This window comes from Acidobacteriota bacterium, from assembly GCA_016700075.1.
Taxonomy (GTDB): domain Bacteria; phylum Acidobacteriota; class Blastocatellia; order Pyrinomonadales; family Pyrinomonadaceae; genus OLB17.
The window spans coordinates 1,900,719-1,921,901 of sequence record CP065000.1; the positions used below are offsets into that span (position 1 = coordinate 1,900,719).

Sequence of the window (21,183 nt, forward strand, 5' to 3'; positions counted from 1 at the left end):
TGATATCGGGAGGCTTTTTATGAGGACTGAAACGCTTACTTTTGACACCGCTAATGGCGCTACGAGCGCATATATTGCGATGCCCGACGCCGACACCGACAAGGCCGTCATTCTGATCCACGAATGGTGGGGGCTGAACGACCACGTCAAAGATATCGCCGGCCGCTATGCGGACGAAGGCTTCGTCTGTATCGCTCCTGACCTCTATCGCGGAGTGGTGACAAAAGACCCCGAAGAGGCATCGCGGCTGATGCACGGCCTTGCGGTCGAAGACGGCCTCGATACTATCAGGCATGCCATCGAGGCGGCCAGAGTCGCCTACGGAATAACGCATTTCGGCGTCACGGGCTATTGTATGGGCGGTACTTTTGCGTTGCGTGCTGCATGCGAACTTGAAGGAGTCAGCGCCGCGGCTCCTTTCTATGGAGATATCCCTGATGACAGCGTTCTGGAAAAACTGACGGTGCCCACCATTTTTGTTTCCGGAACTCGAGACGCATGGATCACGCCCGAAAAGGTAGCCGGACTGGAAGATTCCGCGGCACGATTCGAACTTCCGGTCACATCGGCCAAGTACGACGCCGATCACGCGTTCTTTAATGACACGCGTCCTGAGGTTTATGACGAAACCTCTGCCCGCGATGCATGGGCTCTGGTGACCGGACATTTCAAGGATCGGCTCTGATCATGAGCTGATGCTATAGAAAAAGCCGGGCCCGATCATCTTCGGCCCGGCTTTTATCAAATATTTCGATTGACTCAGCGAACTACCTCGATGTCTTCGAATAGGTCGTCCAAGATCTCCGAGATCTCCTCAGCGTCCTGCTTCAATTTCCTTGTTTGTTTTACACGGTACATTCCGGCATCCGCCTTTTGTATGGTGTCCTCGATATCTGAAAGGCTAGTGAAATTTTCGAAAGCGTGCGATACGCAAATTGTCATCGGATAGGGAACGCCGTCGATTGTAATGCCCTTCAGGATCTCCTCGACCTTTCTCATCCGCACGGTTGCAGCCTCGGCGCTGATGCCGATCATCAAAACAAAGAACTCATCTCCGCCCCAACGGAATATCAGATCTTCGCTTCGGACCAAGTCCCTAATTGCCCTGACAACGCTGCGTATTACCGCATCGCCGACAGCATGCCCAAACTGATCATTGACCTCTTTCAGATCATCAATATCGAAAAATCCAAGACACCCGTGCAGTTCTTTGCCTTCGTTCCCTTTTCGGTTGAGATATCCGTAGAACGCATGACGGTTCAGTGCCGTGGTCAGTGGATCGATATGTGCAAGTTCCTCGAGCTTTTCATGCGCCTTTTTCAGCTTTTCGTTAGCGACCTTTGCATCGTTAAGAACCTGCTCGAGAAGGACTATCACCATACCGAAGCCAAGCAGGATCTGTAGAACGAGGTCGACCACGGAGTTATATTCCGAAAGCCCGACGCTTATGACCGCGTAGTTTCGAAGTGCATAATCCGCAAAATAGTGTGAAAAATCCAATACCAGCAACCCTAAGGCCACGAGCATCACTTTCCAGCCGAATGTCTTTAGCTTGGTCCTCCAAAGAGTAGAAAACGCTACGGCAAAAAACCCTGCGACCAGAAGAGAGTGAGTATTGATCACCAGGTTCAGCTCATTCCCAAGAAATGGCAGTCCAAATGCCAACAATATGAACGGAAGAACAAATATCTCGCTGAGAACGCCCTGCCTGCCGTCTTGAGAGAGGCTTCGGCAGCCCAACACTAACAGGTAGCCGAAAATATACTGAGAGAGAAAGAAAAATCCGAGGAGCTGCAGAGAGTATTCCTCGTAGCTAAAAGCAAGGCGAAGACAGAATAGTGCGAAACATTGGAAAAGCCAGGCGTTTGTCCAATGGCGCAGAGCAGGCACGTTGATCGAACGCCGCAGAAACAGCGTCAGGAGCGTGATAAGAGCCACGCCGGCGATCTGAATTATCAGGCCTAACTTTGAGTCCATTTCACCTGTAGAAAAATATCTGCCGTTCTAACGAGCGGCGGGAGGAAAAGCAGAAGCTTTGCGGTGAGTGCGGGAGCTCACTTCTTAATCTTACGGCAAGGATGACAACGATGTCTAGTCATTTTTCAACAGTGTTGATAATTCTTTAGCAATTGGGAGCGAGGAGCGCGCCCCGATGCCGCGGCATTTCAATGCCGCAACGGCATTCGCCGACCTGGCACATCCGGCGATGTCATAACCCGAGACAATTCCAAAAATAAATCCTGCACGAAACGCGTCGCCCGCACCGGTCGTGTCCTTACAACCGCCCGGCACCGGAAATGCCGGTGATTCGATGATCCCGTCGTCGCACAAAAACATAGAGCCTTTTGCTCCGAGTGTGATGCCTGCGATCGTACATCCAAACTTTTCTCTTATCTCTTCGAGTCCCCGTTGGGGGTCGCTTTCGCCGAATGCAGCACATGGAAAACTGTCGGAAACGATGCAGACGTCAACAAGCGGCAGAAGCAACTCATGGCCTCCAGTCGGCGAATCGATATCAATCGTTACAATGGCACTAGCCGTACGTGCGGCTTCTGCCATCATCACCGCTGCGTCAAGATCGTGCGGTGTGAGATGCAAGACCCTTGCTTCAGCGGCAAGTTCAACGGGCACCGCGTCCGCAGGGAAATTTAGTGATGCTTCCCGCTTCCAGAGTATCGTCCTTTCTCCGCTGTTGTTATCGACGATTATGAACGCTGATTGAGTGCGGGCATTTTCGATAATACGGCTGAAAGAAACATCAACACCTTCTGCGGAAAGCGAGCTCAAACCAAGTTTTCCCTCTTCGTCATCTCCGAAACTCCCCGCGTACGCCGTTCTCAGGCCAAGCCTGCTCAGCCCGACCATGGTTGATGCCGCTTCGCCGCCGGCCAGTCTTTGATGGGAGATGAACTCTTCCTTGCTGTTGAATTTCGGATAGGAATCTACAACGATGATGTTATCAACTGCATTCGAACCACATCCAACGACATCGTATCGGCGGTCGGCCGGCAGTTCGAACAAGGGTTTCATACGATAGAAAGTATCGCGCTCAAATTTCCGTCTTGCCAAATTCAGCCCGCAAAGGTTAGATTTATAACTGTCGTTGCAGTGAGCTGTCTGGCCAAGGCTGCATGTCATTTTTTCTTTCTTTCACGGAGAAGTCTTACAATAATGCCTACCTCTATTTGCCCGGAATGTGATGAAGAAGTTTATGTCGATGCCGAAGTCGAGCAAGGCGATATCGCGGAATGCGAAGAGTGCGGAGCCTCGCTTGTCGTTGTCGGCCTCGATCCGATAGAACTCGACCTCCGTGCTGAAGAGGACGAAGACCGTCTCAACGACGACTTTGACAGCTACGATTTTGACGACGCCTCCTAAGTAGATCGCATTCGTCGAATTCGGTCAGATTGACAGGTTTCCGCCGGGAAACACGTCTTTTTGACACGTCGTAATACTCTCCTTTTCCCTCTTGATCCATCAAAAAGCCGTTATTTAGAAGGGAATCTGTTGTGCCGCATTAGTGGCACGAGAATTGATCTTGACCAATAGGCCGCATCTCCCTCGTTGTGCCGGCCCCGGTCTCTCCCGACTTCAGTTGATCGTAATGGGAATCAGCATTATCAAAGAAAACACATCCGAACTTGCAGGCTCTGCGGCCGCTGTATTGATCCTGTCCAGTTTTGCCGTTCTTTTTTTCGGCTGGCTCGCATTGTTGATCACCATCCCGCTTGGAGCTCTGGGATTATGGTCATTCGCAGCGAACCGAAAGATCCTGGCGGAAAAGACCACGCAACTTGGACGTGCCAATGAGATACACCTGGCAACGGTTGAGGCACTCGCAACCGCCATTGATGCCCGTGACCAGATCAGCGTCGGACATGTTCGTCGTGCTCAGATCTATTCCCTCGGACTCGGAAGATTAATGAATGTCTCTCCCGAAGAAATGGAGGCGTTGAGGACAGGTGCATTGCTTCATGATATCGGCAAACTGGCGGTCCCGGACCATATCCTGAACAAACCCGGCAAACTCACGCCGGCTGAGCTGGAGAAAACAAAGATACATTCGGTCGTTGGAGCATCTATTCTCGAGAAGATCGGCTTTGATGTGCCGGTGGTTCCAACGGTCAAATACCATCACGAATGTTGGGACGGCTCCGGCTATCCCGACGGTTTGAAGGGCGAAGCGATACCGCTGACAGCCCGGATCCTGACCGTCGCTGACGCTTATGACACCTTGCGCGGAACACGTCCGTACAGGCCCGCGATGTCACGTGAAAAAGCCCGCCAGATAATGCAGGCAGAAGCCGGCACCAGGTTCGATCCTCAGATCGTGGCTGTCCTGCTGCGGCATCTTTCGGCACTTGAGGACGATATCGCACAGAGCGGGCTGGCGTACGATGACGCTCCGGGAAATGTCCCCAAATCGAAAGACGACGAGTTCGTCGAACAGATAAAAAGGGCAAACCGCGAGGTCTTCAATTTATATGAGCTTGCCCGGGAATTCAGTATTACGGTTACACCGCAGCAAACGCTGCAGCTTTTTTCGCGAAAGCTGAGGGAGTTCGTTCCGTTCGATACCTGTGCCCTTTTCCTGCTCAATGATGACAAAGAATCGGCCTCGGCGGCACACGTCGAGGGACTCAACGCGAAACGGATATTGAAGATGCAGGTCAAGGTCGGCAAAGGTGCAACGGGTTTTGCACTTAAGAATATGGAGACCGTTGCGAATGTCGACCCCGATCTCGATTTTTATACGACCCGACCGGACCTTACTCAACTGTACGGTACCCTCGCCTCGGTTCCGCTTATCTCAGGCGAGGAGATCATCGGTGCCGTGACCATCTACTCACGGGAACTGAAATCTTATGCGGAAGAACATCTGCGGCTACTGGACACGATCTCGCGCATAGCGGCTGATGCGATCGACAAATCGCTCGAACACAGCGAAGCGAAGATGCACGCGATGACCGACCCGCTGACAGGACTGCCGAATGCGCGGAGCCTTCAGGAACAGTTTGAAAAGGAGGTCGCGAGAGCTACACGGGCCGGTTCGAGTTTCCAATTGCTCATGCTTGACCTTGACGGATTCAAGACCGTCAACGACAACCTCGGACATAAGTTCGGCGACAAAATGTTGAAAGAGGTCAGTTCGGTCATTAAAGAACAGCTGCGCGACTACGACTTTCTCGCTCGATACGGCGGGGATGAGTTTGTCGCACTGGTTCCCGAAGCTGCGAATAATAACGTTGATGAACTCTGCGAACGTATTGAGAAGGCCGTCAGGCAATTTGAATTGGTTGTCGGAAAGTCAAAAGCGTCCGTAGGCGTCAGTTTGGGAAGCGCGGGATATCCGCGGCACGGCAGCACGTTCGACCAGCTCATTATCGCAGCGGACAAAGCGATGTATCTTCGGAAGATGGAACGAAAAGCGGCCGCGGGAATGCTGATCTCCGCAGAACCGATCCTTGACACACACCATTCAGAGCCGCCGATGCCGGATGATCCGAACCAAAGCCTTATCGTTGAACTGGATGAGACACATGTACTGGTGAGTTGAACAGCCGCTAGAATGCCTGCGAGAAACGGAAATGGATCTGGCTTTTCTTCAGAATGAAGTTTGCGGGCGGCGGCACGGCCTGCGGTATCAGGAATCGCGGCGGATTGAGCAAATAGCCATAGTCCACACCAAATTCCCCGCCTACCGGCGTTTTCAAACGTAACCCCAAACCCACGGAGTGTGTCCAAACCGCACGCTGGTTCGTCCTGACTATATCGCCCGGCGGCACCTCAGGCCTGCGGAAAATATCGGAAGGCTGGCGGAATACGTTTCCGCCGTCATAAAATGGCACCGCTCTGACTGAGTTTGAGACCTGTATTCTTGCTTCAAGATTCATGACCACCAGCGCATTACCGCCGAAAGGAATTGTAAACGGATCGAGCGTGACAGGTTCGCCGTTGCTGTTTCGAAATATCCCCTGCGGAATTATGACGACGCGGGGGCCTGCCTCCTCAAAATCAAACCCTCGAAGCGTATTCGCCCCGCCGGCAAAGAAGCGTTCGCTTATCGGCAGAAGGCCGTTCAGAGCGGTAAACTGCGGATCCGTAAAGCGGTTCGCATTGCTGAAAACATTCGCAACGCCAAGCAGTCCGCGGGCCGCCAATGTCGTATTCTTTGCTGCCCGGATGGTATAGAAATAGTTGACACCCGCTTGGAACTTATTGAACCCGATGTTCGCGCCGAGTTCCGGCAGCGAAACGTTGTAATCAGCGGTGATGTAAAAACCGTTGGTCGGGTCGCTTGCGTTGTACCGACATGGCTCAGTTGGGTCTCCCTTTGCGATGATCTCAAGGATCGTATATTTGATCACACAGTTTCGACGCGTGTCGCGAACGTAGGTCGCGCCGAATCCGGAAATTCGTGTTTTTCTGTCGGGTATCAGCAGGTCCTTGACCAGAAGGCTGCTGATATTGAACAGCCGAACATCCTCAAAACGATACCGTAGAAAAAGAATGCTTCGGCTCTTCAGGCTAATTGTGCGATTCGTTTCCGCAAAGAACGCAAGACGGTTGATCGTCGGGCTTCCTGTTCGGTTACCAAACTCGTCGATGGGATTTCCTTCCTCGTCCAAACGCTGCACAATGCCGAAAGTGCCTTTGTCGAATGCCGATCTGAAGAACCGGGTGACCGTCGTGTCTCGCTGGTAAAGCGCCGTGAATGTAAGCGGTGCAAAACGTTTCTTGCCGTCCAGCAGAAATCGCGGATTGGTAAAATCGACTTGTGCGAGCTGCTGACGTTGGCTGACGCGGAGCCTCGCTCCGCCTTGCCAAAGCCTGCCGAATAGATTGGAATGACGAAGGTCGAAAAACCCGCTGAGGCCGACATCCGTCGAAAAACCGCCTCCATATGCAAGCACTCTCGGTTTCTGTTCTGCGACGTCGACCACTACATCAGACACACGCGAAGTTGCGTCTACCTCGCCCGCAGGCCGCGGCGTGACCTCTACCCGTTCGAATGCATCGGTCGAGTAGAGGTTCTGTTCACTTGAATAGATGTCCGATGATCGAAGCAGCTCTCCCTCTTTAAAAGTGAGAGAATCAATGATCGCCTTCGATCGTGTCCGTTCATTTCCGGTAACGTACACTCTTCCGATACGAACCTGCTTCCCTTCGTTCTCGACGCGGAATATTACCTTTACCTCTTTTTCGTCGGTCGCGGCATCGTCCATGTCTTCCTGCAAAGAGCTGGTCACGCGTACATCAAAGTAACCGCAGGAGGCATAGTACTCGGTGATCTTTTGAACGGAGTTGCGGTTCCTTGCACGAGAGAGGTTCTTCCCTACGATCTCCGGAAGCTCTGACTTTAGTTCATCGTCCGAAAAGACCGTGTTCCCGACGATCTCAAAACTGTCAACCACCGTTGCCGGGCCGTCTTCTATCTGGAACGTAATTATCAAGGAATCGCCGTCGGGCGAGACGCCCTGCAGGACGCGTACCTGTGCCTCGCGGTATCCGAGTTCGAACATCAACGAACTCAAAGTCGCAGCGTCGTCCTCTAATAGAACTGTGCTGGTGAAACCCCGACCATAGCCGAAAAGCGGGAGAAAGCCGAGGAAGTTTGCCTCCTGCGAACCCAAGACACCCCTGACGTCGTCGATGGTAATGACCTTCGTCCCGCGTATCTGAATACGGTCAAGCGTTAACCGCCGGCCCAGATCTGTTCTGTACCTGACCGCTACTTTTCGGCCAAGAAGGTCCTCGCTTCCCAGGAAGGAGCACAAGAATTCACTTTCATTCGGCACCGCAACCCCGTCGGCATCTGCGAGCGGCGGATCGACAGAACATACCGGGACCACATCAACAAAGAAATAGCCGCGTTCCTGATAATAGTTTTCTAACCGCCTTTCGCCTTCGATTATGGCAGCGTAATCGAGAGTTCCTTCGCGGCTGACAGGCAGCAGACGCTCTTCCGAACCCGATGCCTCACGCACCTTGTCGGTCTCGATCTCGATGTTGACAGAGGGACCGACTCTGCCGGAGAGAGTAACGGATATCAGATCGGTGTCCGGATCGTAAACTATTCTGGGATCATTCAGCCGCGGCGCAAGAAATCCCTCCTTTTTCAGATGATCGCGAAGCCTCTCAACGTCCGAAGATAACTTTTGACGCGAGAAAGCCTCGCCCTTTGTGAGTTTCAAAAGCCTCACAGGTAATGGCTTCTCATAGCCCTCAATTTCAACCGCAAACGTATCGATACGTGATTGGGTCCCCGGCTTTACACGAAACTCGATGTCTTCGTCAGAAAGCTGTCTTGCCGGATTTCTTGAGTATTTTACATCCGACCTGTAAAAGCCCCGATCACGCAAATATTCGAGGATCTGAGTGGCATTCGACTGCAGCAGTTGCTCGGTGACGGCGGTCCCGGGACGCAGCAGATTCAGCTTGAAAAGTATCTCTTGTTCAGTTACTTGATCGCCGACATGAGGTTCGACACTGACCGTGACTCTGCCGGCACGGGCTTTCGGCTTGACCACAAATATTACCTCCGCACCGCCGCCCGTATCTATTGAAGCGAGTGCTCGAACATGATCTATCGGCCGCCGCCTGTAAAGAGCTTCGACCGATTCGCGGATCGCCGGTGCTGAGTATTGCGTGCCCACAAGTCCCGAAACTACGCTCTGCAGGTCATCGCGAAGTGACGGGTCGTCGCCGCCGTCGATACGTATCGTAACCGACGAGACCGTCCGGCCGTCCAACGATTCTTGTGCAGCGAGCGGCAGGACCGCTGCGAAAAAGAACGCCAATACGACCGCGCATCGAAGACCGCGCACCCTAATGGGAACGAAGTGAGTCAAAGCTCGAATGTCACGCCGCAGAATCAAAACCTTTTTCTCAGCCGCACCTCAAAACTAAAATTGTCGCGATTGCGCGTAACATTTGTCAGCGATCTCTGTTCGTATTGAGCGACAAATGACAGACGATTGGAGACCCTGTATTCGAAAGCCAGCACCTGATTCTGGTCCTGCGATAGGTTCGTCGAATAGGTCACACGCAAATTGTTATTTATCTGACGTCCGACCGTCAGCCTGGCGGCCGGGTTTGCCTGACGCCCCGAGATTATCGGGTCTATCTCAAAAACATTGAGCCCGAAAAGCTTGTCGGTCGCCTTTCGAACGGGAGTGTTGATGATCGAATCGGCAATGACCTCAGCCGCCGTGTTGATGCCGGTCTGTGCCAGGGTCGGTATGCCGCCGGCCGTGTTCGCCAGTGTACCGGTCGTTATCAGAGAAACAACGTCAGCCTGCGGAAGCGCCGGGCTGGAACGCACGTTAGCGACCAGAAGCTCCGTTTCTTTCAGCGGCCCTGATAGGTTGACATACACCTGATAGCCCGCGATGGTCGATTCGGCCTGAAGGTTGATGACGGGATCGATCCCCCTGTTCGGCGGAAATTCGAGAACTCCCCGCTGAACCTCATAACGGTCTTTTCGGAAGAGTATAGTGCCGCTGTTTGCCGTGATCCTTCCTGCTAAGATCGGATTTTCGGCATCTCCGGTCAGTACGAGGGATACCGACGCCGTAAGATCGGCGATATTATTTCGGACGACCAATGCGTCGCGTCCTTCGATGATCAGGTCGAAACGGATCGCACCCGCAGAACCTCCGCCCGACAGCACGGGGTCACGCCGCCCGCCGACCACGTTGGCAAGGTCAATGTCCCGCGAATACAGGCTCCGCTGTGCGAATACGCGTCCGGCTATCGTTGTTTCGATCGGAGCATCCGTTCTTCGACGGATGCCGGTTATCTCGAGATTTGCGTCACCGGTGGTAATGAAATCCTTCGGCAGCGGGACCGTAATGCCGTCACCTACGAGAGACAGCCTGTAAGCCTTTACTGAGAGCCCTTCCAAAATGCCGCCGCCCGAGGCAGTGAATTTTCCGCCGCCGAGATAACCTGTCGCCGATTCAAGCTCCACTTGATCGGATGTAAAGATCAGGCGGCCCTTGATGCGGTCAGCCGTGAATCTGTCGGACCCGATGAACGATGCCACGGAGCCGTTTACGATGTCGGCTGTTCCGGAGATCTTTGCGGTCCTGTTCGGCCCGATCAGAGTGATCTTAGTATCGGCATAGCCAGCAAAGAACGTATCTTTGACAAAAAGATTGACCAAATTCAGATTGACGCGGCCTTCGATCGCAAGGTTGTTGATGGCCGTTTCGCTCAGGGCCTTTGTCCCCGCTATAGCCATATTCGAGCCGCCCCCGGAAAATCGGGCTTTACCGACGTTCAGCTCGCGTGTATTGAAAGTGATGTTGATCGGCTCGACCGCATTAAGCGGCGTATCTCGTATCAGCAGTGCCAGTTGTGTGAAGTTTGCCGTTCCTTCAAGAGCGTCTGCAGAATACACGATCTCACCTTTGTCGTTGCGTGCCGCAATGTTGCCTTTGTATTCGACGCGGCCCGTCGCCGTTCCCGTGATCCCGAGGTCTTTCAGTTGCGGAATGAATGCCAGGAACGGGGCGATCGGACTGTTGTCGAATTCCGTGACCGCGGTGAAAGGCAGAGATTCATTGTTCAGATCGATCTCCGCTGCAACTACCTGCGGCCGGCCGCTGAGGTCCGCATTCACATTTGCGAACAACTTGCCGTCTTTTGTGCTTATCGCGATATCGGCACCGCCGATGGCTTCGCCGCCGACCTCAATCGAAGGAATGCGTCCATTGAACGTGACCTCGTAGGAACGTTTATTCCCATACGTGCCCTTTGCACTGCCCTTTCCGTCAACGCGGCCCGTGATGTCCGGAATACTGTCATTTCTCGGCAGCACCGCCAGGACCAGCGGAACAGGCACGGCGTTCGCGTCGATCTCGAGATCGAACTTCTCGGTCGCGCGGTCATAGTTTCCTTTTACGCCGAGTTTGCCGCTCCCGAGGGCTATCTCGCCTGCCGTTAGGTCGATCCGCATGCCTTCGAAACTTGCGTTCACCTTAAGCGAATCGAAATTTTGTCCGGCAATTGTGCCGTTCGCGGCCGCGATGTCTATCGAACCTTTTGCCGCATCGGGCAGCCCCTCCAGCTTTACGCTCCCGGTCGCCGCCCCGCGCAGGTCGCTGATCCGCTCAGGAAGTTCAAACGGCAAGGCGGCAAGCAGGTTGCCGGCATTGACGCCCTTGAGGTCCGCGGTTACCGCGATGTTGTTCTCGCCGGTGCGTGGAACCTTCACGCTGAACGTCGCCGAACCGCCGGTCGACTCACGAAGCAATCCATTCGTGACATTGAATGCCTCCGGCGAAAGAACATAGTCTGCCGTGACCGTTCCGATCTGCCGCCCGCGCATCGTCACATCCGCGAACATGGCCTTGCCTGATGCTGATGGATCGCTGATGCGGCCCTCGATCAATGCGTTAAGGTCCATTCGCCCGCGGGCCGATATATGCAGCGAATCAAGCTGTTCTTCAAGGGCAGGGGCAAGGCCGGTCACGCGGACGATGCGTTCTACTTCGGCGGCATTGGTTGACGAAAGCCGCAGGTCGAGACGCGTGTTGTTGTCACGGATATCGACTCGGCCATCAGCGACCATAAGGCTGTCCGCCGTACGGAAATATGCAGTATTAACGGTAAAGAGCCCGTTATCCGCATTCAGATCGAGCTTACCTTCCATAGGAACCAAGCCTCGATCGGCCGATCCGGCACTTGCCTCTATATCAGCGTTCACGGTACCTGATATCGACTTCCCGTCACGGCCCGCAAAGGTCAGGTCAACAGTCCCGTCAGTATTTCCTTCCACCGGTATCACCGAACCGGTCAACAGTGCCAACAATTTTGACGCATCGAGGTTCTCGAATCTGCCCTTTATCGCTGAACGATCCCGTGATGTAACGGCGATGGCCGCATCTGCCTCTAACCGTCCGCCCATGATCTCGGCGTCTATATCGTTGATCGCGACCGATCCGTTAGTAGCGACGATCTTTGCTTTGCCGGTGCCGAGATCGATATCGCCGACAAGGCCTCCGCCGAGCGTCATATCGGCCGAGGCCCGATATCGGCCGGACGGCTCAAGCGTGTAGATCGGCCGGCCAAATCTCACATTGCGAAGCTCACCGCCCTCCGGAAACGTCTCCGAACGGGTTACTGCCACTGTACCCGCATCAATATCATTTGTGGTCACCTGCAGCGTACCTCTGCGAACCGTAAGGCGAACGCCGCCTATGTTCATGCTGCCGAAAACGGCCGCGTCTGCGTCGATCTTTGCCACGCGAGCCTTATCGGCATAGACGGTCAGTCCTTCGCGTGTGTTCTGCATATCAATAGCGGGAATTTCAAGGCGGTCAACGCGTGCTGCAGCAATGAAAAGATTGTCCGCAAAGATACGTTCGGCACGAATATTTGTAACCGAGGGCTCATCGCGAAACCGAAATGTTGCCACGCTGAGATTGCTGGCCCGGTTTCCTTCAAGCTCTGCGGATGAGGCACGCAGGCCGTCGAGGTCAACATCGGTAAACCCATTCTTATGAAAAACGCGGACATTCGATCCGGTGACGTTCTGCAGTTTGTATTCGTCGGTCTCAAACACTGCCGTCTGCGCGGACGGTGCCGTTATCAAGGTTGAATCGTCCTTTACCGAAAACGAGAGCCCTCGTGCCCGAAGGTCCGAAAACCGTGCGTCCGCTAACGTGAATTTACCGGCACGGCCGCTGCCTGCACCCAGACGCAGCTGCCTGTCTTTGTATTCGGCACGTGCATCGCTAAGGAAAAGCGAAGCGATAGACATATTGGGCGACCTTGCGGCGGCCGCCTCGAGTTCGCCGATCCAATTGAAATCGTAGCCTGTGCCGCGGACGTTGCCGGCCAGCTTTAGAAAATTGACCGTGAAATCTTCGAATGTAAGCATTCGGGCGAGCGCCGTCCCGTTCGCCTCATACGCCGAATCGCGGATAGTAGCGTTAGCGTTTACGTTCATTCCCCTGAGCGTAACGCCGGCGGCCGTTAGCGAATCGGACATTATCTCGCCATCAATGCGGTATGTCTCGCCCTCGCCCGAGATCTTGCCAGTGAAATTGCCTACTCCGGCGAGCGTCGTTCCGGTAACGAGGATCTCGTTAGCCTGTGCAAGATTGACCGTCGAAGTGACGTCCAGATCGTACGTGGGCTTTTCCCAGTTGCGGATCGTTCCTGAGATCGACGTCGAGCCGATCGGCGTGGTCAGTTCGAAACGCGAAATATCGGCGCCGCCCGAGTGGGCCATCGCCTCCGCAGAAACGGTCACGTCGTTAACCGCTCTGCCGTCATAAACAAACGTAGAATTTGCGGAGCGGAGCGAGATCTTGTAATTTCGATCGTCGCCTCCTGCGGCGGTTTCCTGCGGCTCGACCAACAGGATCAGATCGCGGCCAGTCGCCGAGATATTTCTTGCCTCGTCTCCGAAATACACTACGCTTTCAGTAATGACCACGTTGGAAGAGGTGAATTTGAAAGAAAGACGGGCGGACGGATCGTCGTCGGGCAAACGAAGGTTCGCAAAGTTGGATCGGCCGTTCTCATCAAAACGAACCCACGCTTCCAGTCCCGTAAGCTCAAGCGAGTCAATATTTACATCGCGGCGTGTGTTTAATGACAATGCTTCGAGGATGGTCATGCGCATCATTCCCTCGCGCACGAAGAACAGCTTTTCGCCGGTCAGTTTGTCGCGAAACGTCGCATTTCGAAACTCGATCTCGGTCGGCGTTAGCCCGATCCGAAAAGCCTCTGCTTCAAATGCAATGCCCATCTCGGCCATCGCATTTGTAAAACGCGTCCGTGCCATGTTGTCCACAGCACCTGTCTGGAAGAGGATCAGAATGATTATGCCGGCAAGAACACCTGCGATGAGAGCGCCGAGAGCGACGAGCTGCCAACGGCCGCGCTTGCGGTCTGGTTCGTCGGCGACAACGTCGTTTTCAGGTATGTCGATGTCATTTTCCGACATAGGCAAGCCAACATTTATAGGTCAGAAACCGACCGTTTCCACGATCTCGAGGCCGAACGCATCCAACGCCGAAACCCGCGGCGGATGATTTGATATCAGACGTATTCGGCTAACGCCGAGGTCTTTCAGGATCTGCGCTCCGATGCCGTGATCGTGCACCTTTCCATAGCCGGTCTCCGTCCGTGCGGCCTGCATATCAATGCCTCTTTCCTGCATCACGCCGTACGTCCGAAGCTGATCCTGCAGGTCGAGGCTGTTCTCGCGTTGACGCATATACAGAATTACGCCGCGTCCTGCTTCTGAGATCATTCGCAGCGATGCCTCAATTGCCGCCGACGCCTCGCCCAGCGTGGCACCGAACATTGCGAACGTCACATTCTCGGTTTGGACGCGAACGAATGTGGGCTCCGTTGTCCCCGAAACATCCCCGAGCGTCAGTGCCAGATGCGTTTCGCCGTTCGTAATATTCTCGAACAGCACCGCATTGAAGGTACCGTACCGCGTCGGCAGCGGCGTTTCCACGGCACGACGAACAAGAGTTTCCTTTTGGATACGGTATCGAACAAGATCCGCAACAGAGATGATCTTTAAGCCGTGTTTACCTGCGAAAGCTTCCAGTTCCGGCATTCTGGCCATCGTGCCGTCGTCATTCATTATCTCGCAGATGACCGCAGCCGGGGTGAGGCCGGCTATTCGGGCCATATCTACGCTCGCTTCGGTCTGTCCGGCGCGGACAAGGACGCCTCCGTCACGGGCACGCAAAGGGAAAACATGTCCGGGCCTTGCCAGGTCCGACGGCTGCGAATCGGGATCTACAGCGGTCAGTATCGTTTTTGCACGGTCTGCCGCCGAAATGCCGGTCGTTACGCCCACACGTGCTTCGATCGAGGTCGTAAAGGCGGTTCCAAAACTCGACGTATTCTCGGCCGCCTGCGGCGAAAGCTGCAAAAAGTCGCAGCGTTCCTCGGTCATCGGCAAGCATATCAGTCCGCGGCCATGGACAGCCATGAAATTGATCATTTCAGGCGTAACCTTTTCGGCCGCACAGACGAGGTCGCCCTCGTTCTCACGGTCCTCGTCATCGACAATGATGATCATTCGCCCATCGCGGATGTCGCGTGCGGCGTCCTCTATTGAAGAAAGCGGCATTTGTTCTTCCTGCTGTGTACGAAACGCAGTTTTTTATCCTGATTGATTTTATCGAATCGCCGCAATTTAAGCGAATAAATCACATTACGGCTTCGAAATGATGCCCATAATTGGCACAATTGTCATTTCGTATGCTGAAGCCGCTGCTGCACCTAATGTTCTTTCTATCCGGCATCGCCACGGTGCTGATCGGGCAGGTGCTGCCGATCCTTTCGAGGAGTTTCGGATTGAACGATCTGTACGCCGGGTTCTTCTTTCCGGCACAGTTTTCGGGGTCCATCATCGGAACGCTGGTTTCAGGCCGCTTCGCACAGCGAAATGATCACAAGAACGCTGTCGTCACCGGCGGCTTTTGCTTCTGCCTGGGCATCTTGCTTCTGACTATCGAATCGTATGCAGCATGCCTTTCCGGCTTTTTTATCTTAGGGCTCGGCGTAGGGTTGACGCTGCCGTCGATCAATATGGTGGTCGTGGAATTAAATCCCGAAAGGTCGGGTCCCGCGCTGAGTTTTCTCAACTTCTTTTGGGGCCTGGGAGCGATAGTATGCAAACCGTTCGTCGACGCTTTCAGCAGCGAAACCAACTTTGTCGGCACCGCGTTATTTCTGACCGTTGCCATCGCTGTTACCACTATTCTCTTGATCTTTACTGCTGTGCAGTCCAGATCACACAGCCCGATGGAAACAGCCGACTCAAACAGCACGCCGATCTGGCGGCATCCGGTCGCATGGGCGATCGCCGCCTTCAATTTGGTTCACGTCGGATTCGAAAGCGGTATGGGCGGCTGGCTGACGACATATGCAGGCCGTCTGCCCGGTGAAATGCCGGCTGGCTGGCTGTCGCCGACGCTTTTCTACTTTCTTCTGTTCGTCATCGGCCGCGGGGCGGCACCGATCTTATTCCGGTTTCTGGACGACAACAAGATGCTTTTTCTTGGGCTTTTTATCGTCGCGGCGGGAATGGTCCTGGCATTATCTGCTGACTCTGTTGCTCTGCTCGGGACCGGTGCGGCGTTGGCCGGATTCGGCACGTCATGGTTGTTCCCGACGAACATCTCGCGATTCTCAAAGACATTCGGTCCCGAAGCGACGCGGCGGGCAACTCCCCTTTTTGTCGCCGGCACCATTGGAGCCGCCCTTTCGACATGGCTCGTTGGCTTCGTTTCAGACGCCGCCGGCGGGCTCTGGTTCGGCATGCTCGTCCTCGGCGTCTTTTCAGCGGTTCTGATCGTAATTCAGACGCTCCTGGTGCTGCGGACAGGCGCACACGACGGAATGAAAATCTAGATAGGAAGGGTCTTTAGATACTCACGAAATGCCGGGCCGAGGTCATCTCGTTTCATCGCATATTCAACGGTCGCGATCAGAAATCCCAGTTTGTCGCCTGCATCGTGGCGGCGCCCTTGAAGTTTGACGGCATAAAATGGCCGCTTTCGCATCAGAATGCGCATCGCGTCCGTGATCTGTATCTCGCCGCCGGCTCCCGCCTTTGTCTCTTTGATCGCGTCAAAGATATCAGGCGTGAAAATGTAGCGGCCGATGATAGCCAGGTCCGACGGCGCCTCGGCAAAGGGCGGTTTTTCGACCATGTCGTTGATCTTGTAAACATTAGGCTCGACCTCTTCGGCGTCGATGACGCCAAAACGCGAGATCGCCTCGCCCTCGACCTGCATGGTCGCGATCACAGGCGCGTCGAAACGTTCGTAGGCGTCGATCATCTGCCGCAAAGCGGGGATCTCGGCATCGACGACGTCGTCTGCGAGCAATGCCGCGAAAGGCTCATCGCCCACATAATCCTCCGCCTGCAATATCGCGTGGCCGAGGCCGAGCGCTTCTTTTTGCCGCGTGTAGCTGATCCTCGCAAGGTTCGAGATCTGCCGAACCTCGTCCAGCAGATCGTCCTTTCCCTTCGTCTTTAACAGGCTTTCCATCTCGAACGAGATGTCAAAATGATTCTCGATCGCCGTCTTATCGCGGCCCGTGATGATCAGCACTGAAGAAATACCGCTGGCGACGGACTCCTCGACCGCATATTGAATGAGCGGTTTGTCCACGAGCGGAAGCATTTCTTTTGGAGACGCTTTTGTCGCAGGCAGAAAGCGAGTGCCTAGACCTGCCGCAGGGAAAACTGCCTTGCGAATTTTCTTTGCCATATCAATTTTGATAAATTCGACGCTTCGGACCGTCGTCTATCTGAGCCGATGAAGATTTTAGGTTATTGAGGTCATCGAAACAACCTATTAGCCGTAATTACATTGTAGATACATTTTGAGATGTTAGATATAAATCTTGTCAGAGAGAACCTGGAAGAGGTAAAAAAGGCGTTGGGAACCCGCAATTTCCCTATCGATTCGCTCGATCGTTTTTCGGAGCTGGATGCCGAACGGAAAGCTGTGATCGGTGAAGCTGACGCGATCAACCAGAAACGCAACGCGGCGAGCAAAGAGATCGGCGACCTGATGAAAGCAGGCGACCGCGATGCCGCAGAAAAACTGAAGGCCGAGGTCGCCGACCTGAAAGAACGCCAGGCAGAGCTCGAAAAACGCCGCGATGACGCCGTTACGGCGATGAACGATCTGCTGGCCGGACTGCCGAATCTGCCTGCTGCTGATGTTCCTGTCGGAGCGGACGAGACGGCAAATCTTGAGATCCGCCGAGTCGGAACGCCTCGTCAATTTGATTTTGCGGTAAAAGACCATGTCGATATAGGCACCGGCCTCGGCATTTTGGACCTCGAACGAGCATCGAAGATCGCCGGCTCGCGGTTTGCAATCCTGAACGGTTTGGGGGCGCGTATGGAACGGGCGTTGGTCAATTTCATGCTTGCGGTCCATACCGAAGAGCACGGTTATACCGAGACGCTCCCGCCGTTTCTCGTCAACCGCAAATCACTTTTCGGCACGAATCAGCTGCCGAAGTTTGAAGAGGACCTTTTTCACACGACCGATGAGCGTGGCTTTGCCCTCATACCGACGGCCGAGGTTCCGGTGACCAATTATCATTCGGACGAGATCCTCGATGCTTCAGAATTGCCGAAATACTACACAGCCTACACGCCTTGTTTTCGTTCTGAGGCGGGCAGCTATGGCCGTGATACCCGCGGGCTGATACGGCAGCATCAATTTGAAAAGGTCGAACTGGTCAAGATCTGCACGCCGGAGACCTCCGAGGAAGAGCACGTGAAGCTTACGGCAAATGCCGAAAAGATCCTTCAGCTGCTCGAACTTCCCTATCGCACCGTCGTTCTTTCGACCGGCGATATGGGATTCGGTGCGAGAAAGACCTACGACATCGAAGTTTGGGTGCCTTCGCAGAATACCTATCGCGAGATCTCAAGCTGCTCGAACTGCGGTGACTTCCAGGCAAGGCGAATGAACACTAGATTTCGGCGGGCCGGCGGAGCAAAGCCCGAATATGTTCATACGCTGAACGGCAGCGGATTGGCAGTCGGAAGAACGTGGTTAGCCATCCTGGAAAATTATCAGGAAGAAGATGGAAGTGTGACCATTCCCGCGGCCCTGCGGCCGTTCATGAACGGGCTGACAAAGATGGAAAAGTAGAATTATCGGCTCGGCGGTGTTGCAGATCTGACCTTTACCTCGATCTTTCCGAGCTCCGAATTGATAACAGATCGGACCGGCGTCAGAAAGGCGTCATCGGCAAGCCAAAGGGTCATTTTGCCTTTTTGCTCGATCAAACGGCCCTTGCCGAAAATTTCCGGCTCGATACGAAAGCACCATTTCTCTCCGATCGCCGTTTTTTGTCGTTCCCGTGCCGCCACTACCACAGGGACATTATAAACAAGGCCCGAGTCACTGACGGGCACGTCAAAACGCATGCCTACTTTTATTTCCTGAGCACGAAGAAAATAGATGGCCGAGACCATGTCGTTCATCTGTGCAGGTATCTCGCTTGCAATTCGCCGCGGCGGGCGTGTTGGTGTTTTGGGATCGGTTTCGACGTAGGTTACCTTCTGGTCGTTGTAATCGAACACTGCCTCGCTGTCACGAACACGCTGTTTTTGGACGTCATGTTTCAAAGTGCGCGTTATGCGAAAATTGGGGTCAACAAATGATTCGTATTGCTGTAGAAAGCTAAATCGGAAAAGCCTCAGCAGAGTTCCTTTTGAAACAGCTTCGGTTTGAATGATCAGTTCACCCCGATCGTTCGTCTTGGATGTAAAGGTCAATTCGGCGACCGAGATGCTGATCTTCAGCCGGCTGACCTTGCCCTCATAAACGAGTTTCTCTCCCGCAAACCTCGCCGCCGGCGACATAGGAGCCGTCTGCTTCGGCTGCGCGGAGGCAATACCGCCGAAAAGCAGCAGAACAAGAAGAACGTAAGTTTTTGAGATACTTTGTCTCACCAATTCACTGGGGCCAAACCACTGCTTTTACAGCAAGGATGGCTATCGCACCTGCAACGCCGAGAGCCGCTCGGTACTCGCGATATTGCAAGTATAGCTGAAAATCGAATCCGACATCAGAACTTTTCCACGGCGATGGTCGCGGAATTAACATCGGGACATTATCGGCGTATTCCTCATATTCTGCACCGAATATCCTCAGCATATCCTCTGCTTCGACGCGCATTACGGGCAAATAGATGCCGATGAATAGGACCGCGAACAGCAGTGTCAGCCACCAAACTCCCGCAGCAACAGTAAATCCTACGCCCATCAAAAGGCTGCCGACATAGAGCGGATTGCGTGTAAATGCGTAGGGCCCTGAGACAGCTAGGACCTTCGCCTTGCGAATATGTCCCGATGCCCACGCCCTGATCGCTAGTCCTACGACGGCAACGGCAGAACCTATAACCAGCGTCATCGCCGTCGGTTTTGCGAAATAAAGAAAAACCGCCGCGAATGCAAAACCGAGCGGTACGCGAATGCGTTGGAGAATTCGTTTATTCATCCGAAGCCAACCTTGCCTTCACGGCATCGAAAACTGTCTCAACGCTGATATCCATGCATATCCATTTATCGCAGGTACGACGATGACAGTTTACACGACAGCCGATGTCGCTTCTTTCTACGCAAATGTCTTTTTGATTCAGCGTCCCATTACGCCACCATTCTGTAGGACCGAAAAGCCCGACGGCACGCGTGCCGGCGGCAGCCGCGATGTGCGTCGGTCCTGTATCGCCGCCGATGTAAACTGACGCCCTTTTTGCGAGTTCGTAAAGAGCTTTCAGACTCGGCTCGGCGATGATCGCGGTTTTTGTATTGTCAGCCGCCGCCGCGCTCTTTGCGAGCTCCGCGTCACCGGGGCCCGATGTGATGACAGAGACAATTCCCAGTTCAGACCTCAGCATCGCCGCAAGCGCACCAAAATTCTCAGCTGGCCACAGCTTGGTCACCCAGCCGCCGCCGGGATTCAAGATCGCGAATTTCCCCCCTGCTTTCGCCGCGATCGCCTCGGCTTCGGCGACGTTTGCCTGTGCAGTAAATATCGGAAATGACGGTTCTTCGTCTGCGATGTAGAACTTGAGGGCCTGACTCGCAAGCTCGAGGTTCTTTCTGATGACATGTATGCCGTCGTCAACATTTGCTGTATGCGTCAGCAGCATACGGCTAGAAGGCTCACGCAAAGCATCTTTACTGAAACCCCAGCGTTCCTTCGCACCCGAGAATTTGCCTACGAATGCTGATTTCCAGAGTCCCTGAAAGTCGAGCGTAACATCGAATTTTGCCTTGCGGACGCGGTTAAGCTGTGAGGTGACATCGAGCAGAATTCCCTCGATCGTTTTCCCGCCCGCGAGCGAGCGTGTGTCCAGTTCTATTAGGTCGTCGATCAGCTCATTTCCCCGCAATATCTCTGCATATCGCGAATCGACCGCCCATGCTATGTGCGCATCGGGCATGCGCCGCCGAACCGCCGCAAGCGCGGGCAGGGTGTGTACGATGTCGCCGATCGAACTGAGCTTGATGAAAAGTATTCGCAAGGAACGTATCAAATAAAACCAACGAATTAGATTATACGCAGGTTTACAAGACGCCGCCCACAGGGAGGTCAAACAAGGATAGGCGGATCCCTATCAAGAGATCCGCCATTTGTGGCTATCAGTGCGCCT

At 54.1% G+C, this 21,183-nt stretch carries 14 protein-coding genes; 5 read left to right on the forward strand and 9 right to left on the reverse strand.

Features of this window, described 5'->3' with window-relative positions; genetic code table 11:
* The first annotated feature begins 19 nt into the window (after positions 1-19).
* Complete coding sequence (locus tag IPM50_08590) at positions 20-685, forward strand: dienelactone hydrolase family protein (protein ID QQS31743.1); 666 nt, start codon at positions 20-22, stop codon at positions 683-685.
* Between the two features lie 74 nt (positions 686-759).
* Here the strand turns inward: IPM50_08590 and IPM50_08595 are convergent, their stop codons facing one another.
* Positions 760-1,977 carry a GGDEF domain-containing protein gene (locus tag IPM50_08595; protein ID QQS31744.1) on the reverse strand — a complete coding sequence of 406 codons (1,218 nt, stop codon included), beginning with the start codon at positions 1,975-1,977 and terminating at the stop codon, positions 760-762.
* A 114-nt stretch (positions 1,978-2,091) separates the two neighbouring features.
* Positions 2,092-3,030, reverse strand: coding sequence for a carbohydrate kinase family protein (locus IPM50_08600; GenBank protein QQS31745.1), 939 nt, complete (start codon positions 3,028-3,030; stop codon positions 2,092-2,094).
* Between the two features lie 141 nt (positions 3,031-3,171).
* On the opposite strand from IPM50_08600, the gene IPM50_08605 reads away from it, so the two are divergent.
* Positions 3,172-3,378 (forward strand): hypothetical protein, encoded by a 207-nt coding sequence (locus tag IPM50_08605; protein QQS31746.1) that lies wholly within the window; start codon positions 3,172-3,174, stop codon positions 3,376-3,378.
* A gap of 226 nt (positions 3,379-3,604) precedes the next feature.
* Complete coding sequence (locus IPM50_08610) at positions 3,605-5,557, forward strand: diguanylate cyclase (GenBank protein ID QQS31747.1); 1,953 nt, start codon at positions 3,605-3,607, stop codon at positions 5,555-5,557.
* 7 nt (positions 5,558-5,564) lie between these two features.
* On the opposite strand, the gene IPM50_08615 is transcribed toward IPM50_08610, so the two are convergent.
* From IPM50_08615 to ribB, 3 genes are all read right to left on the reverse strand, one after another.
* Positions 5,565-8,801, reverse strand: a complete 3,237-nt coding sequence (locus IPM50_08615) for a BamA/TamA family outer membrane protein (GenBank protein ID QQS31748.1) — start codon at positions 8,799-8,801, stop codon at positions 5,565-5,567.
* A gap of 74 nt (positions 8,802-8,875) precedes the next feature.
* The gene (locus IPM50_08620; protein ID QQS31749.1) at positions 8,876-13,963 is read right to left on the reverse strand and encodes a translocation/assembly module TamB domain-containing protein; all 5,088 of its coding nucleotides are present in this window, start codon (positions 13,961-13,963) and stop codon (positions 8,876-8,878) included.
* A gap of 21 nt (positions 13,964-13,984) precedes the next feature.
* Positions 13,985-15,112: a 3,4-dihydroxy-2-butanone-4-phosphate synthase gene (gene ribB / locus IPM50_08625; protein ID QQS31750.1), complete on the reverse strand. Its 1,128-nt coding sequence runs from the start codon at positions 15,110-15,112 to the stop codon at positions 13,985-13,987.
* Positions 15,113-15,243: 131 nt separating this feature from the next.
* Here ribB and IPM50_08630 point away from each other — a divergent pair, with 131 nt between their 5' ends.
* Positions 15,244-16,398 carry an MFS transporter gene (locus tag IPM50_08630; protein ID QQS31751.1) on the forward strand — a complete coding sequence of 385 codons (1,155 nt, stop codon included), beginning with the start codon at positions 15,244-15,246 and terminating at the stop codon, positions 16,396-16,398.
* On the opposite strand, the gene galU is transcribed toward IPM50_08630, so the two are convergent.
* Complete coding sequence (gene galU, locus IPM50_08635; protein ID QQS31752.1) at positions 16,395-17,264, reverse strand: UTP--glucose-1-phosphate uridylyltransferase GalU; 870 nt, start codon at positions 17,262-17,264, stop codon at positions 16,395-16,397. The two genes, IPM50_08630 and galU, sit on opposite strands and share 4 nt — an antisense overlap.
* 120 nt (positions 17,265-17,384) lie before the next feature.
* Here galU and serS point away from each other — a divergent pair, with 120 nt between their 5' ends.
* Positions 17,385-18,671: a serine--tRNA ligase gene (gene serS / locus IPM50_08640; GenBank protein ID QQS31753.1), complete on the forward strand. Its 1,287-nt coding sequence runs from the start codon at positions 17,385-17,387 to the stop codon at positions 18,669-18,671.
* A 2-nt stretch (positions 18,672-18,673) separates the two neighbouring features.
* Here serS and IPM50_08645 read toward each other — a convergent pair whose 3' ends face one another.
* Genes IPM50_08645 through IPM50_08655 form a run of 3 tightly spaced genes read right to left on the reverse strand, consistent with a single transcriptional unit; the run spans position 18,674 to position 21,054 of the window.
* Positions 18,674-19,477, reverse strand: a complete 804-nt coding sequence (locus IPM50_08645) for a DUF3108 domain-containing protein (GenBank protein QQS31754.1) — start codon at positions 19,475-19,477, stop codon at positions 18,674-18,676.
* Between the two features lie 4 nt (positions 19,478-19,481).
* Complete coding sequence (locus IPM50_08650; protein ID QQS31755.1) at positions 19,482-20,024, reverse strand: isoprenylcysteine carboxylmethyltransferase family protein; 543 nt, start codon at positions 20,022-20,024, stop codon at positions 19,482-19,484.
* Positions 20,017-21,054: a glycosyltransferase family 9 protein gene (locus IPM50_08655; GenBank protein ID QQS31756.1), complete on the reverse strand. Its 1,038-nt coding sequence runs from the start codon at positions 21,052-21,054 to the stop codon at positions 20,017-20,019. The genes IPM50_08650 and IPM50_08655 overlap by 8 nt, the downstream gene beginning before the upstream one ends.
* Positions 21,055-21,183: the final 129 nt, after the last annotated feature.

What these genes read in the sequence shown, in the direction of transcription:
- IPM50_08590 (QQS31743.1), top strand. Translation starts at nt 20, where the DNA reads ATGAGGACTGAAACGCTTACTTTTGACACCGCTAATGGCGCTACGAGC.
- IPM50_08595 (QQS31744.1), bottom strand. Translation starts at nt 1,977, where the DNA reads ATGGACTCAAAGTTAGGCCTGATAATTCAGATCGCCGGCGTGGCTCTT.
- IPM50_08600 (QQS31745.1), bottom strand. Translation starts at nt 3,030, where the DNA reads ATGAAACCCTTGTTCGAACTGCCGGCCGACCGCCGATACGATGTCGTT.
- IPM50_08605 (QQS31746.1), top strand. Translation starts at nt 3,172, where the DNA reads ATGCCTACCTCTATTTGCCCGGAATGTGATGAAGAAGTTTATGTCGAT.
- IPM50_08610 (QQS31747.1), top strand. Translation starts at nt 3,605, where the DNA reads ATGGGAATCAGCATTATCAAAGAAAACACATCCGAACTTGCAGGCTCT.
- IPM50_08620 (QQS31749.1), bottom strand. Translation starts at nt 13,963, where the DNA reads ATGTCGGAAAATGACATCGACATACCTGAAAACGACGTTGTCGCCGAC.
- ribB (QQS31750.1), bottom strand. Translation starts at nt 15,112, where the DNA reads ATGCCGCTTTCTTCAATAGAGGACGCCGCACGCGACATCCGCGATGGG.
- IPM50_08630 (QQS31751.1), top strand. Translation starts at nt 15,244, where the DNA reads ATGCTGAAGCCGCTGCTGCACCTAATGTTCTTTCTATCCGGCATCGCC.
- galU (QQS31752.1), bottom strand. Translation starts at nt 17,264, where the DNA reads ATGGCAAAGAAAATTCGCAAGGCAGTTTTCCCTGCGGCAGGTCTAGGC.
- serS (QQS31753.1), top strand. Translation starts at nt 17,385, where the DNA reads ATGTTAGATATAAATCTTGTCAGAGAGAACCTGGAAGAGGTAAAAAAG.
- IPM50_08650 (QQS31755.1), bottom strand. Translation starts at nt 20,024, where the DNA reads ATGAATAAACGAATTCTCCAACGCATTCGCGTACCGCTCGGTTTTGCA.